The sequence below is a fragment of the Mycobacterium yunnanensis genome (assembly GCF_025823185.1).
GTDB classification, from domain to species: Bacteria; Actinomycetota; Actinomycetes; order Mycobacteriales; family Mycobacteriaceae; genus Mycobacterium; species Mycobacterium yunnanensis.
Map to the genome: position 1 here is coordinate 734,317 of NZ_JACKVK010000011.1, position 12,453 is coordinate 746,769.

Consider the following 12,453-nt stretch of genomic DNA (forward strand, 5'->3'; position numbering starts at 1 on the left):
CTTCTGGTCGACTGCTTGCTCGATGCGCGTCCGGGAGACGACGCCTAGATCACCGTGGGGACGTCAAATGGCGTCGGCCCCACGCTCACCGGTGCGCACGCGAACCACGGTGTCGACCGGACTGACCCACACCTTGCCGTCGCCGATCTTGCCGGTGCGGGCGGCCTGGACGATGACGTCCACCACCTTGTCGACGGCGGCCTCGTCCACCAGGACCTCGACCCGCACCTTCGGCACGAAGTCCACGGAGTACTCCGCCCCGCGGTAGACCTCGGTGTGGCCCTTCTGCCTGCCATAGCCCTGCACCTCGCTGACGGTCATCCCGAGGATGCCCGCCTGCTCGAGACCCGTCTTGACGTCCTCCAGAGTGAACGGCTTGACGATCGCAGTAATGAGCTTCATATCTTCCTATACCTCCAGGCCGGGGTGCTTGCCGATGACCGATCCGCCGCCGACGGAGGCGTAGTCGTAACCGGTCTCTGCGTGTTCGGACTCGTCGATGCCGTTGACTTCGTCTTCTTCCCCGAGACGCAGCCCGATGGTGAACTTGAGGATCAAGGCCAAGATAGTCGTCACGATGAACGAGTAGGCAAGAACCGCGAACGCACCGACGGCCTGACGCCACAGCTGGTCGAATCCACCGCCGTAGAACAATCCCTTGACCGCGGCTGGCGCCTCGGGAGTTGCCAGCAGGCCGATCAGCAACGTGCCCGTCAAACCACCGATCATGTGCACCCCGACGACGTCGAGGGCGTCGTCGAAACCGAGCTTGAACTTCAGGCCGACGGCGAGCGCGCAGACCGCGCCGCCGATGACGCCGACCGCCAGCGCACCGAGCACGTTGACCGACGAACAGGACGGGGTGATCGCCACCAGGCCGGCGACGATGCCCGACGCGGCGCCGAGGGACGTGGCATGCCCGTCGCGGATCTTCTCCACGAGCAGCCAGGACAGCATCGCAGCACCGGTGGCGACCGTGGTCGTCACGAAGGTGGTCGCGGCGATTCCGTTGGAGCTCAGGGCGGATCCGGCGTTGAACCCGTACCAGCCGAACCACAGCAGGCCCGCGCCGAGCATCACGAACGGCAGGTTGTGTGGACGCATCGGGCTACCCGGCCACCCCTTGCGCCGACCGAGGACGAGGCAGAGGGCCAGACCGGCAGCGCCGGAGTTGATGTGGACCGCGGTACCACCCGCGAAGTCGATTGCCTTGAGCTTGTTCGCAATCCAGCCGCCGGTCTCGCCGGTGAAGCCGTCGAAGGCGAACACCCAGTGCGCGACGGGGAAGTAGACCAGGGTGGCCCACAGGCCCGCGAAGACGAGCCAGCTGCCGAACTTCAACCGATCGGCCACCGCGCCGGACACCAGGGCCACGGTGATGATGGCGAACATCAGCTGGAACATGACGAATACGAGCTGCGGGATCGTGCCTGCCAGTGGGATGTTGACCGCATCGACTGCGGCGGTTCCGGTAGACGCGTCCGCGGGGACGGCCGCGGCGGCGTTACCCCCGATCAGGCCCTTGAGTCCCCAGTACTCAGTGGGGTTGCCCATGAAGTTGCCGACGTCGTTGCCGAACGCCACCGAGTAGCCGTACAACACCCACAGCACCGTCACGACGCCCATGGCACTGATGCTCATCATGAGCATGTTCAAGACGCCCTTGGCGCGCACCATGCCGCCGTAGAAGAACGCCAAACCCGGTGTCATGAGCAACACCAAGGCGGAGCTCGCCAACATCCATGCGGTGTCCCCCGTGTCGGGAACACCCATTATCGGAAATCCGTCCACTCCCAGTTTCCTCCTTCGCCCATGCCACGGTTAGTCACCGATGACCTAGGGCAAGACAATGCGCACTGGTTGTTTCGCGGATGAGCCGCCCGTGTTTCGCCGATGTGAACGGATCGGACGATTGCGTTTCGTCGGCGTTAACCGCCTCGTCGCGGCACCCGGCGAGTGCTCAGCCGAGCAACGCGTCGACGAACGCCCCCGGCTCGAACGGCGCCAAATCGTCGGGTCCCTCCCCGAGGCCGACGAGCTTGACCGGCACGCCGAGCTCCTGCTGCACCCGAAAGACGATGCCACCCTTGGCCGTACCGTCGAGCTTGGTCAGCACGACGCCGGTGATCTCGACGACCTCGGCGAACACGCGAGCCTGCGGCAGGCTGTTCTGCCCGATCGTCGCGTCGAGTACCAGGAGGACCTCGTCGACGACGGCACGCTTGGAGACCACGCGCTTGACCTTGCCGAGCTCGTCCATCAAGCCGGTCTTGGTATGCAACCGGCCTGCGGTGTCGACGACGACGACGTCGGCTCCGGTGGCGACGCCCTGGTCGACGGCGTCGAACGCCACCGAGGCGGGGTCGGCGCCTTCGGGCCCGCGCACCACCTCGGCGCCCACCCGCGCCGCCCAGCTCTGCAGCTGGTCGGCCGCCGCGGCGCGGAAGGTGTCCGCCGCCCCCAGCACGACCCGGCGTCCGTCGGCGACCAGGACGCGGGCCAGCTTGCCGACCGTCGTCGTCTTGCCCGTGCCGTTGACCCCGACCACCAACAGCACCGAGGGCTTGTCGGCATGCGGCAGGGCCCTGATCGAGCGGTCCAGGTCGGGGCGCAGCTCGCTGACGAGGACCTCGCGCAGGATGGCCCGCGCGTCGGCCTCGGACCGGACGCTGGCCGCGGCCATCCTGGCGCGCAGCGCAGTGACGACGGACTCGGTGACCACCGGGCCGAGGTCGGCGATCAGCAGGGTGTCCTCGATCTCCTCCCAGGAGTCCTCGTCGAGGTCACCGCCGCCGAGCAGTCCGAGCATGCTGCGCCCAAGGGCGTTCTGCGACTTGGAGAGTCGTCCGCGCAGACGTTCCAGCCGGCCGTCGGTGGGGGCGATCGGCTCGATCTGCGGCGGCTCCTCGACGACGGGCGCCTCGACGACGGGCGCCTCGGCGACCGGCTCCTCCACCTGCGGGGGCGTGCCGGGCGGTGGAGTCTCGACCCGGGGTGCCGGCGGCTCGGGCAGCTGCACCTCGGAGATGGAGCGCTTGGGCGCGTCGCGCGGGATGGTCGCGTCGTCGCCGACGGCCGGAAGGCCCTCGACGTCGAGCAGGTCCTTGGGTCTCGTCGGCGGCGGTGCGACTGGGGTCTTCTGCGCCGTCGGGGCCTCGGTGAAGGAGATCGTCGACTTCGCGGTGTATCCGCCCGACCTGTCGACCGGCTTCTCGAGCTCCGCCGTGTCGGTGGACGACAGGCTGATCCGTCGCCGCCGGTAGCGCACCAACCCGACGACGAGCGCCACCAGGATCAGGACGGCGATGGCCGCGAGGGCGATGTAGAGACCTAACAACTGACCTTGTGTCACCGGGTCATTGTCTCAGGGTGGGTGACCGCCGCCCCCAGCCCGGTGGCCCCAAGCCGTCAGGACGGCGAGGTGGTCACCAGTTCCTGGCCGCGCATCCGCTGGGAGATCACGGTCGTGATGCCGTCCTCGCGCATCGTGACGCCGTAGAGCGCATCGGCGATCTCCATGGTCGGCTTCTGGTGGGTGATGACGATGAGCTGCGACACCTCGCGAAGCTGCTCGAAGAGACTGATCAAGCGGCGCAGGTTGACGTCGTCGAGGGCGGCCTCGACCTCGTCCATGACGTAGAAGGGTGACGGCCGTGCCCGGAAGATGGCCACCAGCATGGCGACCGCCGTCAGGGACTTCTCGCCACCGGAGAGCAGCGACAGTCGCTTGATCTTCTTGCCGGGCGGCCGGGCCTCCACCTCGATGCCGGTGGTGAGCATGTCCGACGGATTGGTCAGCACCAGACGGCCCTCGCCGCCGGGAAACAGCGTCGCGAACACCTGGGTGAACTCGCGTTCCACGTCGGCGTAGGCCTCGGTGAAGACCTGCAGGATGCGGTCGTCGACGTCGGTGATGACGTCGAGGAGGTCCTTGCGGGCACCCTTCACGTCCTCCAACTGCGTGGACAGGAACGTGTAGCGCTCCTCGAGCGCCGCGAACTCCTCCAGCGCGAGGGGGTTGACCCGTCCCAGTTCGACGAGCTCCCGCTCGGCCTTCTTGGCACGGCGCTCCTGGGTGGGGCGGTCGAAGGGCATCGGCGCGGGCGCAGTCACCTGCTCGCCGCGCTCCTTGGCCTGCTCGTACTCGGCCATCTCCAGCTCGGTCGGCGGCAGGGGCACGTGCGGGCCGTACTCGGCGACGAGGTCGTCGGTCGCCATGCCGAACTGTTCGAGCGCCTGCTGCTCGAGTTGCTCGATGCGCATCGCCGCCTGGGCCTTGGCGACCTCGTCACGGTGCAGGGAATCGGTCAGCGCGGTGATCCTGACGCTGAGTTCGTTGACATCGAGGCGCACGCGGTCGAGCGCTTCGACGCGATGGCCGCGCTCGGCGGCCAGTCCGTCGCGGGTGCGACCGGCGACGGCGACGGCAGTCGACAGCCGGGCGGCGACCAGCCGACCCGACTCGGCGACCGCCGCGGCCACGGCGGCAGCGTGTTCGCGCGCGACGCGCGCCCGCTGGGCCCGCAGCCGGGCCTCGCGTTCGGCCGTGGCGGCCCGGCGCAGCGAATCTGCCCGTCCGCGAACGGCATTCGCGCGCTCCTCGGCGGTGCGCACCGCCAGGCGTGCCTCGAACTCCGCCGTCCTGGCCTCCTCGGCGGCCGCCACCGACTCCTGGCGGTCGACCGGCTCGGAGTCGAAGGTGGGCACCTCCTGGGCATTGCGCAGCCGTTCCTCCAGCGCCGTCATCTCCTCGACGGTCTTCATCCGGCCCGCTTCGAGTTCGTTGCGCTGCTCGTTGAGTCGCCGCCACTCGTCCTCGGCGGCCCGCGTCTCCTGGCCGAGCCTGCCGAGCTGTTCGTAGATTCCCGAGATCGCGGCGTCGGATTCGTTGAGCGCCGCGAGGGCATCCTCGGCGGCGTCGCGGCGGGCAGCCTGTTCGGCCAGCGCGCCGGACAGCGCGGCGGACAGTTCCGAGACTTGCCGCTCGGCGGCCTCCAGCTCGGCACGTGCCTTCTCGATCTCGCCGGTGATCTCCAGGGTGCTCGGCTTGCGGTCCGAACCGCCGGTCAGCCAGCCCGCACCGACCAGATCGCCGTCGGTGGTGACCGCGCGCAGTCTGGGACGCTGGGCGACCACGTCGAGGGCGACCGTCAGGTCGGGCACGACGACGACGTCGGCGAGCATGGCCGCCGCGGCACCGCGCAGGCGGGGCGACGGCTCGACGAGGTCGACCGCCCAGATGGTGTCGGCGGGCAGGTCTACCTCCGACGAGCCTTGCGCGGCAACGACTTCCGGCCAGTCGCCGATGACGATGGCGGCCCGCCCGCCGTCGGCGGCCTTGAGCGCCGCCACTGCCGACCGTGCCGTGCCGAAGCTGTCGGCGGCGACCGCGTCGGCCGCCGACCCCAGGACGGCCGCGACGGCCGCCTCGTAGCCGGAGCGGACTCGCAGCATCGTGGCCACCGAACCGAGCAGGCCCGAACCCTCGTGGTTCTTCTGCAGCCAGGCGGCGCCGTCACGCCGGTCCAACCCGACGCTGAGGGCGTCGATGCGCGCCCGCAGCGAGGCGACCTGGCGTTCGGCGGCGCGTTCACCGGCCTGCAGCTCGCAGACCCGCTCGTCGGCCAGACGCAGGGCGGCGACGGTGCGGTCGTGCTGGTCGTCGAGGCCCACCTCGCCCTCGTCGAGTTCGCCGACGCGACCCTGCACGGTCTCGAAGGCCGTCCTGGTCTGTTCGACGCGCAGTGCGGATTCCTCGAGGCTGACGGTGAGCCGGGCGACGCCCTCGTCGATCGACTCCACCCGGGTCCGCATGGTGTCGACCTGACCGGACAGTCGCGCCAACCCCTCGCGGCGGTCGGCCTCGGCACGGGCCGCAGCGAGGTGCGCGCGCTCGGCCTCGGCGGCCAGGCGTTCGCGTTCGCTCAGTTCGGCACGTGCCGCTTCCTGCCTGGCACGGCATTCCGCGAGGTCGGCGAGCAGTTCCTGCTCGTGTTCGGCGACCATCTCGGCTTCGGCGTCGAGCTCGTCGGGGTCCGGACCCGTGGACGCCTCGACGTCGGCGTCGAGCAGTTGCGTGCGCTCGCTCGCGATCCGCACCGTGGCACTGACGCGTTCGGCCAGCGCCGACAGCCGGAACCACGTCTGCTGCGCGGCCTCGGCCCGGCCGCTCAGGTCGGCCACGGCCGACTCGTGGGCGCTGAGCTCGAAGGTCGCCGTCTCCAGCCGGGTGGTGACCTCGTCGTGCTCGCGTCGCAGCGTCGTCTCGGCCTGATTGGTGTCGTTGAACTCCGTACGCCGGGCGACGAGGTCGTCGGCGGCCAGCCGAAGCCGCGCGTCGCGCAGGTCGGCCTGGATGGTCTGCGCACGCCGCGCCATCTCGGCCTGGCGTCCGAGCGGTTTGAGTTGGCGCCGCAACTCGGTGGTCAGGTCGGTTAGACGGTTGAGGTTCGCCGACATGGAGTCCAGCTTGCGGACCGCCTTCTCCTTGCGCTTGCGGTGCTTGAGCACGCCTGCAGCTTCCTCGATGAACGCGCGACGATCCTCCGGCCGCGATTCGAGGATCTCGGCGAGCTTGCCCTGGCCGACGATGACGTGCATCTCGCGCCCGATGCCGGAGTCGCTCAGCAGCTCCTGGACGTCCATCAGCCGGCAACTGCTGCCGTTGATCTCGTATTCACCGGCGCCGTCGCGGAACATCCGGCGGGTGATCGACACCTCGGAGTATTCGATGGGCAGCGCGTTGTCGGAGTTGTCGATGGTCAGGGTCACCTCGGCCCGGCCGAGGGGTGCGCGCGAGGACGTGCCCGCGAAGATGACGTCCTCCATCTTGCCGCCGCGCAGGGTCTTGGCCCCCTGCTCGCCCATCACCCAGGTGAGGGCGTCGACGACGTTGGACTTGCCCGACCCGTTCGGTCCGACCACACAGGTGATGCCCGGTTCGAAGCGAAGAGTCGTCGGCGAGGCGAAGGACTTGAAGCCCTTCAGCGTCAGACTCTTCAGATGCATGACGTGCGAGCTTACCTGCGAGGTTGCTACCGCTCGGTGAAGCCCTCGATCGGCTCGCCGGGCGCCGACCAGTCGTCGACGACCAGGTCGACGCTGCCCGACGTGGCACCGCCGCGCAGCAGTTCGAGCAGCCGCTCGCACGAGGCGCGGGGGCCGCGCGCGACGACGTGCACGCGACCGTCGGCCGTGTTCGCCGCGTACCCCGTCAGCCCGAGTTCCAGTGCCCGCGAACGCGTCCACCACCGAAACCCGACGCCCTGGACGTGGCCGTGCACCCACGCGTCGAGGCGGACCTCGGGCGTCGGCGTCACGTGGGGGTGACCTCGAAGGTCACCTCGGTGCCTGCCTTGAGGGTGCGGCCGACGGTGCAGACCTTGTCGATCGACCGCTCGACGATGGTCTTGAGCTTCTGCACCTCGACCTCGGAGAGCCCCGACAGGTCGACCTCCAGCTTCTCCTCGAGCAGCGGGTAGAGCTCCTGCTCGCGGTCGGCAGGCCCGCTGACGCGGATGGTGGCCGGGTAGTCGTCGCCGAGCCGCATCCGCAGAGGGTGGTCACTGCTCATGCCGCTGCACGCGGCGAGGGCGATCTTGAGCAGCTCGCCGGGGGTGAAGACGCCGTCGACGTCCTCGGAGCCGACCAGCACCTCGGCTCCTCGGCTGCTGCGGCCGGTGTAGCGGCGCACCCCGGTGCGCTCGACCCATAGTTCGGTCATGGCGTGTCTCGTCTCCTAGTTGGCTGGTGGCAGGCGCGGTCGTGATCGGCGCGGTTTCGGTTGGCACTTCGGGCAGTAGTAGGACGACCGGTTCATGAACTTCTCGCGGACGATGGCCGTGCCGCACCGCCGGCACGGCAGGCCCTCTTGGCCGTAGGCGTCCAGGGACCGGTCGAAGTAACCGGACTCGCCGTTGACGTTGACGTAGAGCGAGTCGAACGACGTGCCGCCCTGACCGAGGGCGTCGGTCATCACGTCGGTGGCGTGGCCGAGCAGCGCGGCCAACGTCGACGCGCTCAAGGTCTCGGCGATGCGGGCGCCGTTGACCTTGGCCCGCCACAGCGACTCGTCGGCGTAGATGTTGCCGATGCCCGACACCACGGTCTGGTCCAGCAGTTGGCGCTTGATCTCGGAATGCTTGCGCCGCAACACCTTCACCACGGCCGCCCGGTCGAAGCGAGGGTCGAGCGGGTCGCGGGCGACGTGGGTGACGGGGACGGGCACCTCGGTCCCGTCGACGGTGACCAGATCGGTCAACATCCAGCCGCCGAAGGTGCGCTGGTCGACGAAGCTCATGGCCGTACCGTCGTCGAGCAGCGTGGCGACGCGCAGGTGCTCGGTCTTGGCGACTTCTCCGAGCAACATCTGGCCGCTCATGCCGAGGTGCACGACGAGGGCCTCGCCGCTGCCCAGGGTCAGCCACAGGTACTTGCCGCGGCGCCCCGTGCCGGTGATGACGTTGTCGAGTAGCCGGGCCGTCAGATCGGTCGGGCCTTCGAGGTGTCGGCGCACGGCGCGGGGGTGGTTGACCCGCACCGCGGTGATGGTGCGCCCGACGACGTGGGCGGCGAGACCGCGCCGAACGACCTCGACTTCGGGTAGCTCAGGCATCCCGTAAGGGCTCGCCGTTGGTGCTCGACGCCTCGATCGCCGCGTAGGCCGCGGCGGCCGCCTGCTGCTCGGCCTCCTTCTTGGTGCGGCCCTCGCCGTGGCCGTAGTCGTCCTCGCCGACGACGGCGCGGGCGCTGAAGTGCTTGTCGTGTTCGGGCCCGGTCGAGGTGACGACGTACGCGGGCACGCCGAGGCGGCGGAGCGCGGCCAGTTCCTGCAGGCTGGTCTTCCAGTCCAGACCGGCGCCGAGGTTGGCCGCGGCGTCGAGCACACCGGAGAACAGGCGGATGACGACGTCGCGGGCGACCTCGTGGCCGTGCTGGACGTAGGTCGCGCCGAGCAGTGACTCCACCGCGTCGGCGAGCAGGTTGGCCTTGTGTGCGCCGCCGCTGCCCATCTCGCCGCGCCCGAGCAGCAGGTAGGCGCCGAGGCCGTCGGGGGTCAGCGTCCTGGCGATGCCGGCGAGCGCCTGGGTGTTCACCACGGCGGACTTCAGCTTGGCCAGTTCGCCTTCGCTGCGGTCGGGGTACTTGGTGAAGATCTCGGCGGTGATCACCAATCCCAGCACGGCGTCGCCAAGGAATTCGAGCCGCTCGTTGGTGGGCAGGCCGCCGGCCTCGTAGGCGTAACTGCGGTGCGTCAACGCCAGGGTCAGCAGGTCGTCGGGGAGGTCGACCCCGAGGGCGTCGAGCAGCGGTGTGCGGTCGACCGTCACTCGCGATCCCCGGCGGCCGGATCCGGCTGGTCGTCGTCGGAGGTCGTCATGGCCGCGAGCTTGGCCCACCTGGGGTCGATGACGTCGTGTCGGTGCGGTTCGGGGTCGTTCTCGAAGTCGGCCAGGGGCACTCCGCACTCCGTGCACAGCCCCGGGCAGTCCTCCCGGCACAGCGGTGAGAAGGGCAGCTGCATGCCGACGGCGTCGATGATGGGCTGTTCGAGGTCGACGGTGTCGTCGACGACGCGTCCGACCTCGTCGTCTTCGTCGGTGGTCGCCTCGGTGGTGCTGTCGGGGTAGGCGAACAGCTCCGTGAGGTAGATCTCCACCTCGCCCGACACCGGGGTCAGGCAGCGGGCGCACTCACCGCTGGTAGGCGCCGAGACCGGCCCGCTGACCAGGACGCCCTCGGAGACCGATTCCAGGCGTAGATCCATGGTCACCGGTGCGCCCTCGGGGATGGCGATCAGTTCGACGCCGATGCGCGACGGCGCGGGCACCGTCTCGGCGAAGGTGATCATCGAGCCGGGCCGCATGCCGAGTCGCGAAACGTCGAGCACGAAGGGCGTTTTGCGGTTGCCCCAGGCGCCGCCCCGGGCGCCGTTCTTCGATCCGGCCATTCGTCGATCTTACGGCGGTGGCCCCACCGGCCCGAATCCGCTCGGACCCGGGACGGTCGGGCGGGTCTACCGTTGCGCGTAGTCGTGGGTGCCGGCGGCGGTCCGCAGCTGATGGCGTCCCCGTCCGACCGAGCGCAGCGTGCCGTTGAGGTAGTCCTCGAACTCGGCGAGCTTGCTGTCGACGTAGATGTCGCACTCCCCGCGCAGGCGGTCGGCCTCGGCGTGGGCGGTGTCGATCAGTCGGGTCGCCTCCGCGGTCGCGGTCTGGACGATCTCGGTTTGCGAGACCAGCCGCTGCTGTTCCTTGATGCCCTCTTGGACGGCCTTCTCGTAGGAGAGGTTGCCGTTCTCGATGAGGCGATCCGCCTCGGCCTTGGCCCGTCCGGTGCTGGCCTCGTACTCGCGCTTGGCGGTCGACATCACGCGGGTGGCCTCTTCGCGGGCCTCGCCTACCATTCGTTCGCTGTGCTGGCGCGCCTCGGCGACCATGCGGTCGGCCTGCGCCTTGGCGTCGGCCAGGATGCGGTCGGCCTCGCCGCGGGAGTGGTTGAGCAGCGAGTCGGCCTCGGCGGTCGCGTTGGCGACCATCGAGTCGGCGTGCGCCTTGGCGTCGCGCAACATGCCGTCGCGGGCGTCGAGCACGTCCTGTGCGTCGTCGAGTTCGCCGGGGATGGCGTCCTTTATGTCGTCCAGCAATTCGAGCACGTCGCCGCGGGGCACCATGCAGCCGGCCGTCATCGGCACACCGCGGGCTTCCTCGACGATCGCTCCGAGTTCGTCGAGCGCCTCAAATACTCGGTACACGGCAACACCCTCCCGGCCTAGTTGGTCGTTACCAGTGTGCCTGGTGTTACTCGTGTGACTCGGTACGCCACGCCGGTGAGTCGCACATCCGTTCCCCGTCCCTCACCCTCCCGAGTGTGCTGTGAGATCGCGATCCCGACGCTTGGATTCAGGCGGTCGCTGCAACGTATGTGGACGGATTCGAGAGTAGTCGGTGGAGTTCTTCGGCTGGGGTTGCCCAGTTGTGGCGTTTGCGGGGTCGGGCGTTGAGTTCGGCGGCGACTTCTTGGATTCAGGCGGTCGCTGCAACGTATGTGGACGGATTCGAGAGTAGTCGGTGGAGTTCTTCGGCTGGGGTTGCCCAGTTGTGGCGTTTGCGGGGTCGGGCGTTGAGTTCGGCGGCGACTTCGTCGAGCCAGCCGGGTCCGTAGAACGACAGGTCGGTGCCCTTGGGGAAGTACTGCCTCAGCAAGCCGTTGGTGTTCTCGTTGGTGCCCCGCTGCCAGGGCGAGTGCGGGTCGCAGAAGTAGATCGGCAGTCCGGTGGCTTCGGTGATCGCGGTGTGCAGCGCCATCTCGCGGCCCTGGTCCCAGGTCAGCGAGCGGCGCAGAACCTCGGGGATGTCGGGGATCTTGTCGGTCATCGCCGCGGCGAGAGTGGCCGCGGTGCGGTCCCCAGGCAGGTGCAGCAGGACCACGAACCCGGTGGTGCGTTCGACCAGGGTGCCGATCGCCGAGCTCGTCGCGGTGCCGCCCACGATGAGGTCGCCTTCCCAATGGCCCGGGATCGCACGGTCGTCGGCCTCGGCGGGACGCTCGCTGATGTTGACCATGTTCGGGAGCTTGCCCCGTGCGTCGGTAGCCGTGCGGCCGTGCGGCTTTCGGCGTGTGCGACCAGTGCGCAACGCGGTCTTGACCAGCTTGGCAAGCTCACCGCGGGGTTGGACGTAGAGAGCCTGATAGATCGTTTCGTGTGACACCCACATCTCCGGATCCTCGGGGAAGTCTCGCCGCAACCGACCGGCGATCTGCTCGGGGCTGTACTTGTGCTCCAACCCGTGCAGAACCTCCGACAGCAGTGCCGGGTTGTTGGCCAGTATCCGCTGTTTGGGTCGGGCGCGACGTCCGTCGGCGACGTCTTGGCCGACCCTGGCCCGATACCCCGCCCTGGTCGCGCCCCGGATGACCTCGCGTTGCACGGTGGCGCGGTGACGATCGAGCAGTTCGGCGGCTCGCTGCGAGCAGACGCCGTCTTCGAGCAATTGCTCGAGTCGGCAGCGTTCGGTGAACGACAGCGGCGCCCGCGGACGCCGCGACTGCTCGAAGCCCATCACGGTCGGCATCGGGGTCCTGGGCACATACCCAGCGTGTGTCACCCAGCGCACCGCAGCGTTCTCCGACACGCCAGCCCCACGTGCGGCGTCGGTGGTCGACGCCCCGGCGTGCATCGCGACCCAGAACGCCTCCCNCGCCGCGGCGGAGAAGTGGACCCCACACTGCGCGGGATCGGCGGCGACGCCGGCGGCCTTGGCCCACTGCTGACCCGTCGAGCGGTGGACCCCCGCCACCGTGGCCGCCGCCGACTGCGACAACCCCGACCTCAACGCCTCCAGAAACACCCCGCGCGCCGCCGCGGGAACCGTTTTGCTGCCGTGCTTGCGAAACCCCATCGAACAACACCCCTCAACCAATCAGGTGTTGCAGCGACCACTTGAGTCCGCC

At 69.3% G+C, this 12,453-nt stretch carries 11 protein-coding genes; all 11 read right to left on the reverse strand.

Features of this window, described 5'->3' with window-relative positions; translation table 11 throughout:
• Positions 1 to 63: 63 nt before the first annotated feature.
• Positions 64 to 402 (reverse strand): P-II family nitrogen regulator, encoded by a 339-nt coding sequence (locus H7K45_RS23310; protein ID WP_149478580.1) that lies wholly within the window; start codon positions 400 to 402, stop codon positions 64 to 66.
• A 6-nt stretch (positions 403 to 408) separates the two neighbouring features.
• Positions 409 to 1,791 carry an ammonium transporter gene (locus tag H7K45_RS23315; RefSeq protein WP_263998354.1) on the reverse strand — a complete coding sequence of 461 codons (1,383 nt, stop codon included), beginning with the start codon at positions 1,789 to 1,791 and terminating at the stop codon, positions 409 to 411.
• Positions 1,792 to 1,960: 169 nt separating this feature from the next.
• Positions 1,961 to 3,337 carry a signal recognition particle-docking protein FtsY gene (gene ftsY / locus H7K45_RS23320; RefSeq protein WP_263998425.1) on the reverse strand — a complete coding sequence of 459 codons (1,377 nt, stop codon included), beginning with the start codon at positions 3,335 to 3,337 and terminating at the stop codon, positions 1,961 to 1,963.
• Between the two features lie 71 nt (positions 3,338 to 3,408).
• Positions 3,409 to 7,008 (reverse strand): chromosome segregation protein SMC, encoded by a 3,600-nt coding sequence (gene smc / locus H7K45_RS23325; RefSeq protein ID WP_263998355.1) that lies wholly within the window; start codon positions 7,006 to 7,008, stop codon positions 3,409 to 3,411.
• 26 nt (positions 7,009 to 7,034) lie between these two features.
• Positions 7,035 to 7,319, reverse strand: coding sequence for an acylphosphatase (locus H7K45_RS23330; RefSeq protein ID WP_263998356.1), 285 nt, complete (start codon positions 7,317 to 7,319; stop codon positions 7,035 to 7,037).
• On the reverse strand, positions 7,316 to 7,723 hold the full coding sequence (locus H7K45_RS23335) for an OsmC family protein (protein ID WP_263998357.1): 408 nt from the start codon (positions 7,721 to 7,723) through the stop codon (positions 7,316 to 7,318). Before H7K45_RS23335 ends, H7K45_RS23330 begins: the two co-directional genes overlap by 4 nt.
• A 15-nt stretch (positions 7,724 to 7,738) precedes the next feature.
• Entirely contained in the window at positions 7,739 to 8,614 is an 876-nt protein-coding gene (mutM, locus tag H7K45_RS23340) for a bifunctional DNA-formamidopyrimidine glycosylase/DNA-(apurinic or apyrimidinic site) lyase (protein WP_263998358.1), read from the reverse strand.
• A complete protein-coding gene (gene rnc, locus H7K45_RS23345) occupies positions 8,607 to 9,329 on the reverse strand; it encodes a ribonuclease III (protein WP_263998359.1) in 723 nt (240 codons plus the stop codon). The genes mutM and rnc overlap by 8 nt, the downstream gene beginning before the upstream one ends.
• Positions 9,326 to 9,949 carry a YceD family protein gene (locus tag H7K45_RS23350; protein ID WP_263998360.1) on the reverse strand — a complete coding sequence of 208 codons (624 nt, stop codon included), beginning with the start codon at positions 9,947 to 9,949 and terminating at the stop codon, positions 9,326 to 9,328. The genes rnc and H7K45_RS23350 overlap by 4 nt, the downstream gene beginning before the upstream one ends.
• Before the next feature lie 66 nt (positions 9,950 to 10,015).
• Entirely contained in the window at positions 10,016 to 10,753 is a 738-nt protein-coding gene (sepIVA, locus tag H7K45_RS23355; RefSeq protein ID WP_263998361.1) for a cell division protein SepIVA, read from the reverse strand.
• Between the two features lie 271 nt (positions 10,754 to 11,024).
• Positions 11,025 to 12,179, reverse strand: coding sequence for an IS30 family transposase (locus H7K45_RS23360; protein ID WP_443677454.1), 1,155 nt, complete (start codon positions 12,177 to 12,179; stop codon positions 11,025 to 11,027).
• Positions 12,180 to 12,453: the final 274 nt, after the last annotated feature.